The sequence below is a fragment of the Streptomyces davaonensis JCM 4913 genome, assembly GCF_000349325.1.
GTDB classification, from domain to species: Bacteria; Actinomycetota; Actinomycetes; order Streptomycetales; family Streptomycetaceae; genus Streptomyces; species Streptomyces davaonensis.
In genome coordinates this window covers 4554341-4571706 of the sequence record NC_020504.1, presented here as the reverse complement: position 1 = coordinate 4571706, position 17366 = coordinate 4554341, and the positions used below count along the sequence as shown (strand labels likewise).

General features: G+C 71.1%; 19 protein-coding genes. 13 read left to right on the top strand and 6 right to left on the bottom strand.

Features of this window, described 5'->3' with window-relative positions:
* Positions 1 to 322 precede the first annotated feature (322 nt).
* A complete protein-coding gene (locus BN159_RS20065) occupies positions 323 to 3361 on the top strand; it encodes an AfsR/SARP family transcriptional regulator (protein ID WP_015658820.1) in 3039 nt (1012 codons plus the stop codon).
* Here the strand turns inward: BN159_RS20065 and BN159_RS20060 are convergent.
* Positions 3343 to 5025: a bifunctional 3'-5' exonuclease/DNA polymerase gene (locus BN159_RS20060; protein WP_015658819.1), complete on the bottom strand. Its 1683-nt coding sequence runs from the start codon at positions 5023 to 5025 to the stop codon at positions 3343 to 3345. The genes BN159_RS20065 and BN159_RS20060 overlap by 19 nt on opposite strands.
* Before the next feature lie 29 nt (positions 5026 to 5054).
* Between BN159_RS20060 and BN159_RS20055 the strand changes: the two genes are divergently transcribed.
* Positions 5055 to 6224, top strand: a complete 1170-nt coding sequence (locus tag BN159_RS20055; protein WP_015658818.1) for a DUF2786 domain-containing protein — start codon at positions 5055 to 5057, stop codon at positions 6222 to 6224.
* Between the two features lies 1 nt (position 6225).
* On the opposite strand, the gene BN159_RS20050 is transcribed toward BN159_RS20055, so the two are convergent.
* The 4 genes from BN159_RS20050 to rpmB form a co-directional block, all read right to left on the bottom strand.
* Positions 6226 to 6747 (bottom strand): DUF4232 domain-containing protein, encoded by a 522-nt coding sequence (locus BN159_RS20050; protein ID WP_015658817.1) that lies wholly within the window; start codon positions 6745 to 6747, stop codon positions 6226 to 6228.
* Positions 6748 to 6853: 106 nt separating this feature from the next.
* Positions 6854 to 7324 carry a hypothetical protein gene (locus BN159_RS20045; protein WP_015658816.1) on the bottom strand — a complete coding sequence of 157 codons (471 nt, stop codon included), beginning with the start codon at positions 7322 to 7324 and terminating at the stop codon, positions 6854 to 6856.
* 166 nt (positions 7325 to 7490) lie between these two features.
* A complete protein-coding gene (gene rpsN / locus BN159_RS20040) occupies positions 7491 to 7796 on the bottom strand; it encodes a 30S ribosomal protein S14 (RefSeq protein WP_015658815.1) in 306 nt (101 codons plus the stop codon).
* Positions 7796 to 8032 carry a 50S ribosomal protein L28 gene (gene rpmB, locus BN159_RS20035; RefSeq protein ID WP_015658814.1) on the bottom strand — a complete coding sequence of 79 codons (237 nt, stop codon included), beginning with the start codon at positions 8030 to 8032 and terminating at the stop codon, positions 7796 to 7798. The genes rpsN and rpmB overlap by 1 nt, the downstream gene beginning before the upstream one ends.
* 62 nt (positions 8033 to 8094) lie before the next feature.
* Here rpmB and rpmG point away from each other — a divergent pair, with 62 nt between their 5' ends.
* The 5 genes from rpmG to BN159_RS20010 all read left to right on the top strand — a co-directional run bounded on the left by rpmG (position 8095) and on the right by BN159_RS20010 (position 10729).
* Positions 8095 to 8259 (top strand): 50S ribosomal protein L33, encoded by a 165-nt coding sequence (gene rpmG, locus BN159_RS20030; RefSeq protein WP_015658813.1) that lies wholly within the window; start codon positions 8095 to 8097, stop codon positions 8257 to 8259.
* A gap of 4 nt (positions 8260 to 8263) precedes the next feature.
* Positions 8264 to 8512, top strand: a complete 249-nt coding sequence (locus BN159_RS20025) for a type B 50S ribosomal protein L31 (RefSeq protein ID WP_015658812.1) — start codon at positions 8264 to 8266, stop codon at positions 8510 to 8512.
* Positions 8512 to 9636, top strand: coding sequence for a CobW family GTP-binding protein (locus tag BN159_RS20020; RefSeq protein WP_015658811.1), 1125 nt, complete (start codon positions 8512 to 8514; stop codon positions 9634 to 9636). Before BN159_RS20025 ends, BN159_RS20020 begins: the two co-directional genes overlap by 1 nt.
* Before the next feature lie 3 nt (positions 9637 to 9639).
* Entirely contained in the window at positions 9640 to 9876 is a 237-nt protein-coding gene (gene rpsR, locus BN159_RS20015) for a 30S ribosomal protein S18 (RefSeq protein ID WP_015658810.1), read from the top strand.
* A gap of 583 nt (positions 9877 to 10459) precedes the next feature.
* Positions 10460 to 10729, top strand: coding sequence for a DUF397 domain-containing protein (locus BN159_RS20010; RefSeq protein ID WP_015658809.1), 270 nt, complete (start codon positions 10460 to 10462; stop codon positions 10727 to 10729).
* 142 nt (positions 10730 to 10871) lie between these two features.
* Here BN159_RS20010 and BN159_RS20005 read toward each other — a convergent pair whose 3' ends face one another.
* Positions 10872 to 11387 carry an ATP-binding protein gene (locus tag BN159_RS20005; RefSeq protein WP_015658808.1) on the bottom strand — a complete coding sequence of 172 codons (516 nt, stop codon included), beginning with the start codon at positions 11385 to 11387 and terminating at the stop codon, positions 10872 to 10874.
* A gap of 332 nt (positions 11388 to 11719) precedes the next feature.
* Between BN159_RS20005 and BN159_RS20000 the strand changes: the two genes are divergently transcribed.
* From BN159_RS20000 to BN159_RS19975, 6 genes are all read left to right on the top strand, one after another.
* Positions 11720 to 12544, top strand: coding sequence for a helix-turn-helix domain-containing protein (locus BN159_RS20000; RefSeq protein WP_051113655.1), 825 nt, complete (start codon positions 11720 to 11722; stop codon positions 12542 to 12544).
* 96 nt (positions 12545 to 12640) lie between these two features.
* On the top strand, positions 12641 to 14101 hold the full coding sequence (locus BN159_RS19995) for an aldehyde dehydrogenase family protein (RefSeq protein WP_015658806.1): 1461 nt from the start codon (positions 12641 to 12643) through the stop codon (positions 14099 to 14101).
* 103 nt (positions 14102 to 14204) lie between these two features.
* Positions 14205 to 14741, top strand: coding sequence for a DinB family protein (locus BN159_RS19990; RefSeq protein WP_015658805.1), 537 nt, complete (start codon positions 14205 to 14207; stop codon positions 14739 to 14741).
* A gap of 43 nt (positions 14742 to 14784) precedes the next feature.
* Entirely contained in the window at positions 14785 to 15426 is a 642-nt protein-coding gene (locus tag BN159_RS19985) for a PadR family transcriptional regulator (protein WP_015658804.1), read from the top strand.
* Between the two features lie 111 nt (positions 15427 to 15537).
* Entirely contained in the window at positions 15538 to 16488 is a 951-nt protein-coding gene (locus BN159_RS19980; RefSeq protein ID WP_015658803.1) for a daunorubicin resistance protein DrrA family ABC transporter ATP-binding protein, read from the top strand.
* Positions 16485 to 17246 (top strand): ABC transporter permease, encoded by a 762-nt coding sequence (locus BN159_RS19975; protein WP_015658802.1) that lies wholly within the window; start codon positions 16485 to 16487, stop codon positions 17244 to 17246. Before BN159_RS19980 ends, BN159_RS19975 begins: the two co-directional genes overlap by 4 nt.
* Positions 17247 to 17366: the final 120 nt, after the last annotated feature.

Genomic DNA, 17366 nt, shown 5'->3' with positions numbered 1-17366 from the left:
GCGTCCGCGGATCCGGCAAGGCGGTAACACTCCCCCGAGCAACGCGTCTTACGCGCGCACCGTCGGGCCGGATCCGATGAGGTGATCCCATCAGGCCGCACCAACGGATCGCTAACATGTGGCCAACGGTTCTCCGGACCGTCGTCGGCCGATTGGCGTGAAGTCGTCGAGGCGATCTTGCCGGGTGGCCGGAACAGTAGCGGATCCCGGCGGGCAGCCCGTCGGGAACAGGTGGCGGAATCCCGTCGTCGACCGGCGGTATTCCGCCAGCGACGGCCGAGTTGCGCCAGGGTGCGCGCACGGACCTGTGCGCGGGAAGGCAGTGGGCGGCGTGAAGCGGTGCGAGCTGCGGTTCGGCCTGCTGGGACCGCCGATTCTCTACGACTGCGGCAGTGACGGCACCGTCGTCCGTCCCGTGGGCAGCCCCAAGGTGCGCCTGCTCCTCGCCGCCCTGCTGCTCGAAGCCGGCCGTACCGTCTCCGTCGAGGCGCTCAAGGACGCGCTCTGGGGCGGCGCCCCGCCCGCCTCCGCCCACGCCTCCCTCCACAACCACGTCACCCGGCTCCGCCGACTCCTCGACGACCCTTCCCGGCTGCGGGCCGTGTCCCCCGGCTACCTCCTCCGCGTCGACGACGGCGAACTCGACATTCACGCCTTCGACGCCCACACCGCCGCCGCGCGCGCCGCCCACGCCGACCGGGACTGGTGCCGCACCCTCGGCGAATGCGCCGCCGCCCTCGCCCTCTGGCGCGGCACGCCCCTCAGCGGACTCCCCGCCGAACTGGGCGGCTACGCCCTCGTCCAGCGCCTGAAAGAAGCGCGACTGCTGCTCCTGGAGTGGCGCTACGACGCAGAGTTGGCCGTCGCCGACGGCCGACTCGACGCTCTCCTGCCCGAGTTGGCCGCCCTCGCCGCCGAGCACCCCTTGCGCGAGGCCTACCACCGCCAGCTCATGCTCGCCCTGCACCGCAGCGGCCGCCAGGCCGAGGCCCTCGCCGTCCACCGCGATCTGAGACACCGGCTGTTGGAGGAACTCGGCGTGGAGCCGGGGCCTGCCGTGCGCGGGGCACACCTGGAGGTGCTCCGTGGGGGAGGGGAGGCGACGGGGGACGACAAGAGCGGTGCGGGCGGCGATCGCCCGGCCCCGGCCACACCCGCCCCGACAACCACCCCCCAGGCTTCCCCACCCCGCCCCGCCCAACTCCCCCCACCTCCGGCCCACTTCACCGGCCGAGCCCCGCTCACCGAAACCCTCCACCGCACCCTCACCACCCCCGGCCCCACCGTCGCCGTCCTGACCGGCATGGCCGGTATCGGAAAGAGCGCCCTCGCCCTCCACGTCGCCCACGCCCTCACCGACCGCTTCCCCGACGGTCAGCTCTACGTCAACCTGCACGGCGCCACCCCGGGCATGCTCCCCCTCACCTCCGCGCAGGCCCTCGCCGCCCTGCTGCGGGACGTCGGTGCCGACCCCCGTGCCGTCCCCGAACACCCGGACGCGGCAGCGGCGTTGCTGCGGTCGATGCTCGCGCCCACCCGCACCCTCCTGGTCCTGGACGACGCCGCGAACGCCGCGCAGGTACGGTCGCTGCTGCCCGCGGGCCCCGGCTGCGCCGTGATCATCACCAGCCGTTCGTCACTCGCCGCCCTCGACGGCGTCCGGCGTTTCCCGCTCGCGCCGCTGTCCGACGAGGACAGTGCCGCGCTGCTGCGGGCGGTGTCCGGACGGGACGACGGGATCGACGCCGGCCACCCCCTCGTGGAACTGACCGGCCGCCTCCCGCTGGCCCTGCGGGTCGTCGCCGCCCGGCTCGCCGCGCGCCGGGCCCTCACCCCGGACGTGCTGGCCGGTCAACTGACCGCGACCGACCGCCGGTTGCACCACCTGGAGTACGACGACCTCAGCGTCCGCCGCTCCCTCGCCGTGGCGCACGACGCGCTCGCCGCCTCCGATCGCGAGGCCGACCGGGACGCGGCCCTCGTGCTGCGCCGGATCGGCGCCCTCGACCTGCCCGAGTACGGCGCACCCCTGCTGGCCCGCCTCAGCGGCACGGGAGTCCGGCGCGCCGAGGACGCCCTCGACCGGCTCGTCGACGTGGCCCTCCTTGAGGAGACCGCCCTCGGCCGCTACGTGCCCCATGACCTGGTCCGCGACTTCGCCCGCGAGCTGGCCGGAACGGCGGGCGGCACCGCCGTCGCCGAGTCCGCCCTGAGCTGGTACGCCGCCCTCGCCGAACGCACCCTCACCGCCATCGTCGAACCCGGCCTCGACCAGGACGACCGGCGCCGCCCCACGTCCTGCCAGCCGTCCGAGCACGCGGCCCACGTCGCCGACACCCACCCCTTCGACGGCCCCGAGGCCGCCTTCGCCTGGGGCGACGCGGAGCTGGAGAACATCGCCGCGCTCGCCGAGCGGTACGCCGACGCCTCCGACCACCGCATCGCCGCCCGCCTGTGCACGCTGCTGCGGCTGCTCTTCCCGTACGTCCAACGCAGCGGCCGGGTCGCCGAGATGGAGGTCCTCGGGCGGGCCGCGCTCCGGGTCGCCCGGCGGCTCGGGGACGAGGCGGCCGAGGCGTACGCCCTCGGTGACCTGGCCGGGGTGCACTTCCTGGCGGGCCGCCACACCGAGGCCCTCACCCTCAACGACGAGGCCCTGACCATCTGGGAGCGGCTCGGCGTCCTGTCCTGGATGCGCCGCAGCCTCAACAACCGGGGCCTGCTGCTCGAAGGACTCGGCCGCTACGAGGAGTCGGGGCGCGCGCTACGCCAGAGCCTCGCCTATTCGCGGCAGTTGAACGATCCCTACGGCGAGGCCGTGACCCACCAGCACCTCGGCAACCTCTTCGAGCACACCGACCCCCGCGCCGCCATCGAGCAGCACCGTCTCTCGCTGGCGATCGGGGAGATGATCGGCAACGTCCTCATCCAGCTCTACGCGCGCTGCAACATCGGCTACGCCCATCTCACCCTCGGTGAACCGGCCGCGGCGGCCCGGCACTTCGAGGAGAGCCTGCGGGATCTTGTCGACCAGGGCGACTGGCACGGCGAGTCGCAGACCCGGCTCGGCCTGGTCCGCTCGCTGCGGCTGTCCGGCCGCGCCGAACGGGCCGACCAGGAGTGCGCCGAACTGCTGCGCCGCGCCGACGCCCGAGCCGACCGCTACATCGGCGGCCTCGCCCGCCACCAGCACGGACTCCTGCTCAGCGGGTCGGGCCGGACCGAGGAGGCCCGCACCTCCTGGCGGGCGGCCCTCGACGCCCTGACCGGCACGGACGAGAAGGCGGTCGTCGCCGAACTGATGACGCTGCTGGCGGACGACGGCCGCCCGCCATCCCCCACTCATTTCGCCTCCGCGTAGCACTCCACCACCGCCGTGGTGAACGGAAACCGCACCGGCGTCTCCCCGAACGTCAGCCGTCCCGCCAGCTCCGCCGCCTCCCGGATCGCCGCGACGACCGTCTCCGCCTCCTCCTCGGGACAGTGCACGATGACCTCGTCGTGCTGGAAGAAGACCAGCTCGGCCGCCAGGTCCGCGCAGGACTGGCGCAGGGCGGCGAGCAGCAGCAGCGCCCAGTCGGCCGCGCTGCCCTGGACGACGAAGTTACGGGCGAAGCGGCCCCGCGCGCGGGCGTCGGTGGAGGCGTACCCCGGAGTCCACTGCTGACGGTCGTCGGAGTCGTCCTCGCCCATGGGGATGCCCGCCTCCTCCGCCTCACCCCCACCCGCCGCGGGCGGGCAGGTGCGGCCCAGCCAGGTGCGCACCAGCCGCCCCTCCTCGCCGGCCCGTGCCGCCTCGTCGACGTAGGACACGGCCTGCGGGAAGCGGCGCCTGAGCGCGGCGAGGTTCTTCAGGCCGTCGCCGGAGGTCTGGCCGTAGACCGCGCCGAGCACCGCGAGCTTGGCCTGGTCGCGGTCGCCGGAGAAGGCCCGGTCCGACACCGACTGGTACAGGTCGCTCTCGCGGCCAGCCACCTCCATCAGACCGGGGTCGCGGGAGATGGCGGCGAGCACCCGCGGCTCCATCTGGTCGGCGTCGGCGACGACGAGCCGCCAGCCGGGGTCGGCGACGACCGCCCGCCGGATCACCTTGGGGATCTGGAGTCCGCCCCCGCCGTTGGTCACCCAGCGGCCGGTGACGGTGCCGCCCGCGAGGAACTCCGGCCGGAACCGCCCCTCGCGCACCCAGTCCTGGAGCCAGGACCAGCCATGGGCCACCCAGATCCGGTACAGCTTCTTGTACTCGATCAGCGGCGCCACGGCCGGATGGTCGACGGACTCGATCTCCCAGCGCCGGGTCGACTTGACCTTGATGCCCGCCCGCGCGAAGGCCTTGACGACATCGGCGGGCAGATCGGGCCGGACCCGGTGGCCGAAGGCGGCGGACACCTCGTCGGCCAGCTGGGCGAGGCGACGCGGCTCGCCACCGCCCGCGTACCGCTCGCCGAGCAGTTCGTGCAGCACCTGCCGGTGCACGTCGGCGCTCCACGGCAGCCCGGCCTGGTTCATCTCGGCGGCGACCAGCATCCCCGCCGACTCGGCGGCCGTCAGCAGCCGCATCCGCTCCGGGTGCCCCGCCTTGTCGTGCCGCCGCTGCTGCTCGGCGTAGACCTCCAGGAGGTCGGCCAGCGGAAGATGGACGGCCTGCGGCTCGAACAGTGAGGACTGCGCCCCCGGTTCGGCCGCCCGCTGGGGCGGGTCGGGCGGTACGGGGCCGCCGCGCAGCCGGGCCAGGGCGGCTGCCGCGGAACGGGGTTCGCCGTACCGCCCCTCGTGGCCGAGCAGGAGGGTCTCGGCGTCCTCGATGTCGTAGCACCGCTCCACTCGCACCCCCGTGGCGAGCAGACGCGGGTAGACCTCGGCGGTGGAACGCCAGACCCAGCGCGCGACCTCCGGCCTGCCGCGCACCGCAGCGGCAAGATCCGGTTCCCGCACGACCGATCCGACGGGCAGCCCGTCCGGGCCGAGGGGGGCCACCTCCACGCCACCGTCCTCGGCCGGCGCGAGAGCCCACCGGTCGGTCATGCTCGCGAGTGTGACAGGGGGGTCTGACAATGGCCCCTCGCGACGGATCGGGCAACGACCCCGTCCGGGCCCCATGGCACGATCCTCACGTGAGCAGCAAGCCCCGTACCGTCGATCTCGCCTTTCAGGCCGCCCTCCACACCGCCTCCGACACGGCTCTGGACACCGGTGCCTCCCTTCTCGCCGCGGATCCGGACGCGGACGGGGAACTGGAGCGTCGGGGAACGGAGTTCGTCGCGGCGGCCTGGCGGCGGGGCTGGCAGCCCGCGGACGTCGCGCGGATGGTCCGCCGTGAGCTGGACGACGTACATCTGCGACTGCTGGCCGCGCTTGTCCACGCGCAGGCGCCGGACGACATCCCGCGCGGTCCGCGGTGGCGTGCGCAGCTCGATGAGCTGGATGCGGCGCCCGCGCGCGTGGGCGACCGTTTCTCGCACGCGACAGCCGTCCTGGAGCTGTACCGCCTGCTGCTGCGACTGCCGCCCCTGGAGCCCCTCGACGAGCCTCAGCGCTCCCGCAGGCCCGAGTCCCGCATGCTGACCCGGATCCGTGCGCTGCTCGCCAAGGCGGAGGGCACGGGGTTCCCGGAGGAGGCGGAGGCGTTGACCGCCAAAGCGCAGGAGTTGATGGCGCGGCACAGCGTGGACGAGGCGCTGCTGTCGGCCCAGGCGCCCGCGCCCGACACCCCCGGCGCCTGCCGGATCGGTGTCGAGGCGCCGTACGAGCAGGCCAAGGCGGTCCTGCTGGACGCGGTGGCCGCCGCGAACCACTGCCGCGCGGTGTGGAACGAACCCCTCGGCTTCTCCACCGTGGTCGGCTTCGAGGCCGATCTGGAGGTGGTCGAGTTGCTCCACACCTCGCTCCTCGTCCAGGCCCAGACGGCGCTGACGAAGGCGGAGGCGGCCCAGCGGGCGGGCGGTCGCAAGCGGACCAAGACCTTCCGGCAGTCCTTCCTCGCCGCCTACGCCCACCGCATCGGCACCCGCCTCACGCGGGCCGCCGAAACCCAGGTCAGCGACGACCTGCTGCCGGTCCTGGCCTCCCGGGAGGTCGCGGTGACCGCCCGGCTCGACCGGATGTTCCCCGAGACCACCACGTCCCGCCTGCGTGGCGTCACCGACGCGGCAGGCTGGACCGAGGGCGCCGAAGCCGCCGACCAGGCCCAGGTGAGAGCCCGCCGCCCGGTCGAGCGGGGCTGACTCAGTCGCCCTGCTGGAACCCGCTCACCGTGGCGTCCGGCTGCTCTCCCTTGAGGGCGACGTCGCCGTACGACCAAGGGAAGCTGTGTGCCGTGTCCGCACCGGGCAGCTTGAACTCGGCCGTCTTCGCGGCGAGGCTGCCGTCCCCGCCACCGCGCACATAGGTGACGATGACGGACACCGTGCCTCCCTTGGCGAGCGTCCGCTTCTCCCCGGTCGCCGCCGCGTCCGGGGCGACCTCCGCCGAGGTGTCGCCCGCCGTCAGGGTCAGCGAGGGCAGGCCCTCCAGGGTGCAGTCGGCGTCGTTGTTGGTGAGCGTGACGGGCACGTTGCCGGTGTCCCCGGCGGCCGGGGCGGCGTTGGCGGGACCGACCTGCACCTCCAGGTCACCGATCGCGCAGGCGGCCGTGGCGCCCCCGCCCGGCTTCTCGTCCGCGCCGCCGTCACCGTCTCCCCCGTCGCCGCAGGAGGTCAGCAGAAGCGCCGCGGCGAGTGCGGCGAGGGGGAGGGCGGTGGCGCGCATGTGGTGTCCTCTGAGACGTGCGTGATGCGTGACGGATCGCGTGCATCGATCATCACGCATACGGCTGTGATCCGGTTGCCGCGCCCCCCATGCAGCCGGTGGCGGTTCAGGACCCCAGGCCCTCCGTGGGCAGCCCGGTCGGCAGCGTCGCGCCCTCGGCCTTCCGGTACGTCTCGGCGCCCAGTTCGCCGTCCCAGGTCACCTTGAGCGTGTCCTTGTCGACGGAGTCCACCGTGCCCGTCGCCCGGTCCTCGCTGCCGTCCGTGCACTTCAGGCGAATCGTCTCGCCGGCCGTACCGCTGCACACGGTCCCGCCGGTCGCGAACAGCCCCGCCTGGCTGCCGGTGACGACCAGCGCCACCGCCTTGCCGTCGGTCGTGGCGAGCCAGCTGCCCTCCAACTCGCCGGCGGGGGCGGCCGTACCCCCGTCGTCCCCGCTGCCCCCGCCGGTGTCGGCGGTCTCCGTGGTGGACGGTGTCGCGCTCGCGCTGGGCGAGCCCTCGTCGGAGGAGTCGTCGCTGCACCCGCTCAGCGCGAGCACACCGGCCAGCCCCGCGGCCGCGGCCGCGATCCGCATCCGCCTGCGCGCCACGCGCGCGTACGTCGCCGAAGTCACTGCAAGCCCCCAGGATGAGCCGGTTGGACGACAAGACCGCAGCAAGCTACCAGCACGTAACCAGGATCAGAACGGCTCCCGCCGAGAGGCGCCCGGCGGGAGGTGAGCGGCCCCTGCCGAACCCCGGCTACCAGGACGACTTGCGCACCCCTGGCAGGTACCCCGCGTGCGCCTGTTCCCGCAGCGACACCCGGGACAGCCCGAACGCCCGGAAGTACCCGCGCGGGCGCCCGTCCACCTGGTCCCGGTTGCGCACGCGCGTGGCGCTCGCGTCGCGCGGCTGGCGACGCAGCTCCCGCTGGGCGGCCAGCCGTTCGGCCTCCGTCGACGACGGCCGCCGGATGATCTCCTTCAGCTCGGCCCGCCGCCGGGCGTACTGCGCGACCACCGCCTGCCGTCGCCCGTTCTTGGCGATCTTGCTCTTCTTGGCCATCAGACACGCACCCCACGCGCGCGGATACGCGCCACGGCGGCCTCGACGCCGATCGCGTCGACGGTCTTGATGCCCTTGGCGCTCAGCCGGAGCCGCACATACCTGCTCTCGCTCGGCAGCCAGTAGCGCTTGGCCTGGATGTTGGGGTCGAAGCGGCGGGAGGTCCGCCGATGGGAGTGGGAGATCCGGTTGCCGAAGCCGGGCGTGGCGCCGGTCAGCATGCAGTGGGCGGACACAGGTGACGCACCTCTCTCGAAGCGAGTGTGTAAATGGAATTCATTTTCAGTAAGGTACCAGTATGGCTCGCAACGAACTCCGCCCGGTCATCAAACTCCGCTCCACCGCGGGGACCGGCTTCACCTACGTCACCCGCAAGAACCGCCGCAACGACCCGGACCGTATGACCCTGCGCAAGTACGACCCGGTCGCCGGCCGCCACGTCGACTTCCGAGAGGAGCGCTGACGCCGTGCGCAAGGGAATCCACCCCGCCTACGGCCCCGTCGTCTTCCGTGACCGGGCCGCCGGCCACGCCTTTCTCACCCGCTCGACGATGACCAGTGAGAAGACGATCGAGTGGGAGGACGGCCGCACCTACCCGGTCGTGGACGTCGAGATCTCCGACGTCAGCCACCCCTTCTACACCGGCACCGCGCGCGTGCTGGACACCGCCGGACGCGTCGAGCGCTTCGAGCGCCGGTACGGAAGGCAGGGCTGATGCTCCCCGTCGTGATCGTCGGCGGACTGCACGCCGACGCCCGCAGGGCCGCCGTGGACCGGCTGCTCGTGGAGGTGCCCGGCAGCGTCGTGCTCCACCACGACCTCGCCACGGCCGTCGCCGGCACCGTCGTACGGACGATCCGCGACGCCCATGGCACGCGCTCCGCCGCCGAGACGCCCCTCGTCAACGACTGCGCCTGCTGCGCCCTGCGCGAGGACCTGGTGCCGGAGCTGAAGCGCATCGAGGAGGCGGGCGGCACGCCGCTCGCCGTCGTCGAGCTGTGGGACTCCGTCGAGCCCAAGGCGATGGCGGAGGTGATCACCTCCGGCGGCCTCGACCTGACCGGCGTGGTCACCGCCGTCGACCCGGCACTGCTGCTGCCCTACCTCGGCAACGGCGACGACCTGGCCGAGCGGGGCCTGGCGGCGGCTCCCACCGATCAGCGCACGGTCGCCGACACCTTCGCGCGCCAGCTGGAGTACGCGCCCGTGCTGGCCCTCGCGGAGTCGGCGGATGCGGACGACGAGGACCGCGAACTGCTCGCGCAGCTGCACCCGACGGCCCGCCAGGTGCTGATCGGCCACGGCGACCTGGCGGGCGCCGTACGCGCCGGATTCGACGTCGAGGCCGCCGCGGCCGCCCAGCACCCGGCGTGCGCGCTGCTGCCCGCCGAGGCGGACGCGCACGGCGTCTCCACGCTCGTCTGGCACCGCCGCCGCCCCTTCCACCCGGAGCGGCTGTACGCGGCCCTGGAGGACCTGACCTGCGCCGCCGCTCGCAGCCGGGGCCGCTTCTGGCTGGCGGACAAGCCGGACGCCCTGCTGCACTGGGACGCGGCGGGCGGCGCCCTGTGCGTGGAGAGCGCGGGCCCCTGGCTGGCCTCGCTCCCCGACGCGGCCTGGGAGCTGGTTCCGCCGGTGCGCCGGGCGGCGGCCGCGCTGGACTGGCACCCCGAGCACGGCGACTGCTGCCAGCATCTCGTCTTCACCTCGCCAGGACTGGACCGCGACGGCCTCGAACGGCTGCTGGAGTCCTGCCTGTTGACCGATGCCGAGTACGCCGCGGGCCGCGCCGCCTGGAAGCGACTCCCGCCCGCCTTCGACACCCTCCTGGAGGTCTGACCCATGCCCCGCAAGCCCGACCGCGGCAAGCCCGCAAAGAATCGGCCCAACCCGCTGGACCGAGCCGGAATCGAGTACATCGACTACAAGGACACCGAACTGCTGCGGAAGTTCATCTCCGACCGCGGCAAGATCCGCAGCCGCCGGGTGACCCGCATCTCCGCCCAGCAGCAGCGCCAACTGGCCCGGGCCGTCAAGAACGCGCGCGAGATGGCCCTGCTGCCGTACGCGACCCGCTGAGCCGAAAAGCACCGCCCACTGGCCGACACCGCACCCAGTGCCCGGAACCCACTCGCCTGTTCGAGGTACGGCACCACATTCATCCGTACGAGTGGTTCCGGCACGTGCGTCTGCACGAGCCCGGCGTCCCGCCCACCCTCCGGTCCGACCATGACCCCATCTGGGCACCGCACCCGGTGACGACCCCGGCGTCACCCCCGTCGCCCGCCGCACGGCCTCAGTACCGCGCTTCCTGCCGACTTCTCCCACGGCAAAGAGCGGATGCCGGGCGTCCACTGGGACGACGCCATTCCGGGCGATCCCACCGGCCGAACAACGCACGCACATTGGAACAGGAACGGCGTCGCATGCGTCTGTTCTTACATACGCGAGGGATTCGATCCGGACGATCCGGCTCAGTTCATGGCGTGGAAGATCATGGATGAGGAAGGCGTGGGACCTGTAACCGCAGGAACACCCCGCGTGCACGTGCATCTGCCCGTGCATCCTCCCATGCGTCTGCACATGAACAGGGCTATGATCCGGGTCAGTTGACCAATGCATCAATGGCCTCACCAGCCAGTGCACCACCTGGGAGCGACCTGTGGACCACGACGTGTACGACGTTGACGACGCGTCCGGCGTGTACAACGGCATGGCCGCGACCCAGCTCAGCGGTGTCGCCTGGCAGAAGAGCCGGCACAGCAACTCGCAGGGCTCATGCGTGGAGTTCGCCAGGCTTCCCGGTGGTGACGTCGCCGTACGCAATTCGCGTTTCCCGGACGGTCCGGCGCTCGTCTACACCCGCGCCGAGATCGAGGCGATGCTCCTGGGCATCAAGGACGGCGAGTTCGACCACTTGATAGCGGGCTGATGCCCGAGCGGGCAACTCGCAGAACATTTAGGGCAATCAGCGGGCAATCGGTGGGCAATCAACGGTCAGTCAGCGATCGATACACGCCGTGACCGGTCGGTTACGCGCGTAGAACCACGGCGCCGCAAAGCGCCGTGGTTCTTCACTCGGCGGAGCCGGGCTGCGGCTTGTGCGGCAGCCGGAACAGCGCCCAGACCACCTTGCCGTTGAGCGTGCCGGCCAGCGGATGCCAGCCCCAGCCGTCCGCGAAGGAGTCCACCAGGAACAGCCCGCGCCCGGACTCCGCCGAGAAGTCGTCCGAGTCGCGCGCCACCGGGCTGTCGTGACTGGGGTCGCGCACCGCGCACACCAACCGCTCGGTCCACCGCATCAGATGCAGCCGTACCGGGGGTGTCTGCTCGGGCACACGCGCGTGGCCGGCCGGAAGGGCGTGGCGCAGGGCGTTGGTGACGAGTTCGGACACCACCAGGCACACATCGTCGAAGCGCTCGCCTATGTCCCACTGGTCGAGTGTTCTGCGGGTGAACTGGCGTGCCTCGCGCACCGCTTCGTAGCGGGCGGGGAGTGCGCAGGAGGCGGCGTTGGACACGGCCGCGGGATCCAGCGGCGGAAGGCCCTGCCGTAACGGCTCGAGCATGGTCGATCCATTCGTCCCCATGCGAGGCACTCCCGGGAATTCGCGGTCGTTGCGATGCAGCGGTTGCGCGGGACCATGGTTTCGGATGCGTACAGCAGATGCAAGGGCAGATGCACGTGCACGTGACCGAATTGGACCCTCCCGTACCGCTTGTTGGCCATTTTTTCCGCCATCTTTGCGCTCCCCGCTTGTGTTCTGCTCGCTCCTTCCTGAAGGAAATCTTTGGCTTCTTTCCGTCTGCGTAATCGGACGAGTACAGCTCGGAGTGTTTTAGTGGCAGACTTCGGGCCCTGAAGAGGTTGGGGAGGCTGGCGAACGTGAGCGCGGGAGAGCCCGGATCGGTGGTGCGGCGCATGCTGCTCGGCTCGCAACTCAGGCGACTGCGTGAGGCACGCGGGATCACGCGTGAGGCCGCGGGTTACTCGATCCGCGCGTCCGAGTCGAAGATCAGCCGGATGGAGTTGGGCCGGGTGAGCTTCAAGACCAGGGACGTAGAAGACCTGTTGACGCTGTACGGCATCACCGACGAGGTGGAGCGCAACTCCCTGCTCTCCCTCGCCAAGGAGGCCAACGTCGCGGGCTGGTGGCACAGTTACTCCGACGTGCTGCCCAGCTGGTTCCCCACCTACGTCGGCCTGGAGGGCGCCGCCGCGCTGATCCGGGCGTACGAGGTGCAGTTCGTGCACGGTCTGCTCCAGACCGAGGCCTACGCCCGCGCGGTCGTCCGGCGCGGGATGAAGGGCGCGAGTGAGGCCGACGTCGAGCGGCGGGTGGCGCTGCGTCTGGAGCGGCAGAAGTACCTCGTGGGCGAGAACGCCCCGGAGTTCCACATCGTCCTCGACGAGGCCGCCCTGCGCCGCCCCTACGGCGACCGTGAGGTGATGCGCGGTCAGCTCCAGCATCTGATCGACATCTCCGAACGCCCCAATGTGCGGCTCCAGATCATGCCGTTCGGCTTCGGCGGGCACTCCGGCGAGTCCGGCGCCTTCACCATCCTCAGCTTCCCCGAGTCGGATCTGTCGGACGTGGTCTATCTGGAGCAGCTCACCAGTGCGCTGTATCTGGACAAGCACGAGGACGTCACCCAGTACGAGAAGGCGCTGAAGGAACTCCAGCACGACAGCCCCGGCCCCGACGAGAGCCGCGACCTTCTTCGAGGACTCCTTCAACTGTCTTGAAACACAAGTACGATGACGTGTGATCAGACCGTGGAGACGATCAGAAACTGATCAGGTGTCCGCAGGGATGTCCGCTAAGGGGATTCGAGGGATCACATGTCGTCCTACTTCACCGACCTGGCCCAGCAGTACATCGACGGCGAGTGGCGCCCGGGCACTGGCTCCTGGGACATCATCGACTTCAACCCGTACGACGGTGAGAAGCTCGCCTCGATCACCATAGCCACGGTCGACGAGGTGGATCAGGCCTACCAGGCTGCCGCCCGGGCCCAGAAGGAATGGGCGGCGACCAACGCCTACGCGCGGCGCGCCGTTTTCGAGAAGGCCCTCAGGCTGATCGAGGACCGCGAGGCGGAGATCAGTGAGATGATCATCGCCGAGCTGGGCGGCACGCGTCTGAAGGCGGGCTTCGAACTCCACCTCGCCAAGGAGTTCCTGCGCGAGGCGATCCATCTCGCACTGCGCCCCGAGGGTCGGATCATCCCCTCGCCGGTGGACGGCAAGGAGAACCGCGTCTACCGCGTCCCGGTCGGCGTGGTCGGTGTGATCAGCCCCTTCAACTTCCCCTTCCTGCTGTCGCTGAAGTCGGTCGCCCCGGCCCTCGCGCTCGGCAACGGTGTGGTCCTCAAGCCGCACCAGAACACGCCGATCGTCGGCGGCACCCTGGTCGCCAAGCTCTTCGAGGACGCGGGCCTGCCCGCCGGACTGCTCAATGTCGTCGTCACCGACATAGCGGAGATCGGCGACGCCTTCATCGAGCACCCGATCCCGAAGGTCATCTCCTTCACCGGCTCCGACAAGGTCGGCCGCCACGTCGCCACCGTCTGCGCCTCGCACTTCAAGCGCTCGGTCCTCGAACTCGGCGGCAACAGCGCCCTGGTGGTCCTCGACGACGCGGACCTCGACTACGCCGTCGACGCCGCGGTCTTCAGCCGGTACGTCCACCAGGGCCAGGTCTGCATGGCCGCCAACCGGGTCCTGGTCGACCGGTCGGTCGCCGACGAGTTCACCGAGAAGTTCGTCGCCAAGGTCAAGACGCTCAAGGCGGGCGACCCGCGCGACCCGGAGACCGTGATCGGCCCGGTCATCAACTCCTCGCAGGCGGACGCCATTTCCGGCGTCGTCGAGCAGGCCGTCGCCGAGGGCGCCACCGCCCTGGTGCACGGTGCGACCACCGACAACCTGGTCGAGCCGTCCGTGCTGACCGGGGTGCCGGCCGACTCCGCGCTGCTGCGGCAGGAGGTCTTCGGGCCCGTCGTCTTCCTCGTCCCGTTCGACGGCGAGGAGGAGGCCGTACGCCTCGTCAATGACACGCCGTACGGGCTGAGCGGCGCCGTCCACACCGGTGACATCGAGCGGGGCGTGGCCTTCGCCAAGCAGATCGACACCGGCATGTTCCACGTGAACGACGGCACCGTCCACGACGAGCCGATCGTCCCCTTCGGCGGCGAGAAGCACTCCGGCCTCGGCCGCCTCAACGGCGAGACGATGCTGGACGCGTTCACCACGCTGAAGTGGATCTCGGTGCAGCACGGGCGCAGCGGATTCCCGTTCTGACGTATTTCTTCACTGCGGGCCATTGAGGACGGAATCTGTCCTCAATGGCCCGTAGCTTCGTCGGTGTCAGGCAAGGAGCCACCCCGACGAAAGGCGGCCGGTCATGGTCACTCACGTTCCCGCAGAGGCGCAGGGCGACGAGCGCGGAGCGCTGCTGAGCTTCCTCGCGGAACAGCGCGGCGGCATCCGTCGTGCCGTGTTCGGGCTGACGGGCGAGCAGGCCTCCTCCCGGCCGAGCGCCGGCGAGCTGTCCCTGGCCGGTCTGGTCAAGCATGTGGCCGAGGTCGAACAGGGCTGGGTCGCGCGAGCCAAGGGCGAGGAGCCGGCCGTAGCGCGTGACCAGTCGAACTGGCACGAGTGCTTCGTCCTGGTCGAGGGCGAGACCGTCGAGTCGCAGCTCGCCTACTGGGAGAAGGTCGCCGCCGACACCGAGGCGCTCATCCGGTCCGCGCCGAGCCTGGACGACACCTTCGCTCTTCCGAACCAGCCCTGGTTCCCGCCGGAGGGCCGGGTGTCGCTGCGCTGGCTGGTGCTGCACCTGATCCGGGAGACCGCCCGGCATGCCGGGCACGCCGACATCATCCGGGAGTCGCTGGACGGCAGGACGGCCTTCGAGCTGGTCGAGCTCGCCGGAAGCTGAGGCCATGACCTGTGCCTCCGGGTGACGTCATAACCTGGGGCCCATGTCAGCGATCCGTCTCCTGGTGCTCGGCGCGGTCCGCCAGCACGGGCGGGCCCACGGCTACCAGGTGCGCAACGACCTGGAGTACTGGGGCGCGCACGAGTGGTCCAACGCCAAGCCCGGCTCGATCTACCACGCCCTGAAGCAGATGGCGAAACAGGGCCTGCTGCACGCGCACGAGATCGCGCCGTCCACGGCCGGGGGCCCGCCCCGCACCGAGTACGAGATCACGGAGCAGGGCACCGAGGAGTTCCTCCGGCTGGTCCGCGAGGCGCTGGTGTCCTACGACCAGAAGATGGACGTGAAGTCGGCGGCCATCGGCTTCATGGTCGACCTGCCGCGCGCCGAGACCGTGTCCCTGCTCAAGGAGCGGATCCGGCGCAGCGAGGAGTGGCGCTCCGCCGTCACCGAGCACTACGTCCCCGAGGAAGGCCCAGGTCAGCTGGGGCATATCGGCGAGATCATGAACCTCTGGGTCCACACGGCCGACGCCGAGGCCGCGTGGACCCAGGGGCTGATCGAGCGGATCGAGGGTGGCGCGTACACCTTCGCGGGGGAGGGTGAGCCGTTCGTGGGTGTCCTCGCGGAGGGCGAGGAGAACCCGTACGCCACGAGGGAGCGGCATCCCGGAGATCTCGGCTAGATCTCCGGGAGATCTCTGCTAATCAAGTTTGACGAGTGAGGTCCGGGGTATTACCCTCGATCGAGTAGTCAAGTTTGATTATTGAGCTGACGGGCTAGCGAGGGAGAGTTCGTGGCCGATACGGCGATCACCGTCGAAGGCGCAGAGAAGAAGTACGGCGAGAAGAGGGCACTGGACGGGCTCGACCTGAGCGTCGCGCGGGGGACCGTGCACGGCGTGCTCGGGCCGAACGGCGCGGGCAAGACCACCTTGGTCCGCGTCCTGTCCACCCTGCTGAGGCCCGACGCGGGGCGGATCGAGGTCGCGGGGTACGACGTGGTCACCGACGCCCGCGCGGTGCGCACCCGCATCGGCCTGCTGGGCCAGCACGCGGCGCTCGACGAGGAGCTCGGCGGCCACCAGAACCTGGAGATGTTCGGCCGCCTGTACCACCTGGGCGCCCGCCACGCGCGCGTGCGGGCCGACGAACTCCTGGAGCGCTTCGGTCTCGCCGACACCGGCCGCAAGGCGGTACGGCAGTACAGCGGCGGCATGCGGCGCCGCCTTGACCTCGCGGCCTCCCTGATCACCGATCCGGAGGTGCTGTTCCTGGACGAACCCACGACCGGCCTCGACCCGCGCGGCCGCGCCGAGGTGTGGAACTCGGTCCGCTCGCTGGTCGGCGGCGGTACGACGGTCCTCCTCACCACGCAGTACCTGGAGGAGGCCGACCAGCTCGCCGACCGGATCTCGGTCGTCGACGCGGGCCGTGTCATCGCCGACGGCACGGCCGACGAACTGAAGGCCGACCTCGGCGGCGACCGCATCGACGTCGTCCTGCGCGACGCCGGTCAACTGGGCGCAGCCGTCGCCCTGTTGCCCTTCGACCCGGCGGGCGTCTCCGTCGACACCGACCGCCGGCTGCTGAGCGCCCCGGTGACCGACCGGATGACGGCGCTCACCGGGGTCGTACAGGCGCTTCAGCGCGCTGGGATCGAGGCGGAGGACGTCGCCCTGCGGCGCCCGACGCTGGACGAGGTGTTCCTGCATCTGACGGCGGACCGCACGAAGGAGGCCGTATGACCACGTACGCACTGACCGACTCCTGGACCATGACCCGGCGCGAACTCGCCCACTGGGCGCGGCAGCCGGTCCAGTTGATCGTCGGGCTTGTTTTCCCGGTCATGCTGCTCGTGATGTTCGGTTACCTCGTCGGCGGCGGCCGGGACGTCCGGGGCGACTACATCGACTACCTGGTGCCCGGCATGCTCGCGCTGACCATGGCCTTCGGCCTGGAGGGCACGATGATCGCCGTCACCCAGGACCTCAACAAGGGCGTCATCGACCGCTTCCGCTCGATGCCGATGGCCAACGGGGCGGTCCTGGTGGGCCGTTCGACGGCCGACATGCTTCAGTCGGCGGTCGGCCTGGCGGTGATGATCGGCGTCGGGTGCGCCTTGGGCTGGCGGGCGAACGGCTCCCTGGGTGCCTTCCTGGGCGCGATCGGGCTGTTGCTGCTGTTCCGGTTCGCGATGCTGTGGATCGGCATCCATCTCGCGATGGTGGCGGGGAAGCCGGAGATGGTGCAGGCCGTCCAGATCCTGGTCTGGCCGGTCGGATTCCTCTCCAACGCCTTCGCCCCCTCCGACTCGATGCCCGACTGGCTGGGCACGGTGGTCGAGTGGAACCCCCTGTCCCAGACCGCGACCGCCGTACGGGACCTGTTCGCCACTCCGGGCGGCGAGCCGGGCCACATCTGGCCGGCCATCCTGTGGCCGCTGGTGTTGCTGGCGGTGTTCTTCCCGCTGGCGGTGCGGCGGTTCGGACGGCTCGGTAAATAGCTGGGCGAGGTAAATAGCTGGGCGAGGAGCGGAACCCGAGCCCGGTCCGCGGTGTATCAGAAGTAGCAATCGGCTGCTGATCACCGCAGATCGGGGGATTCCATGGGATGTCGACTGCCG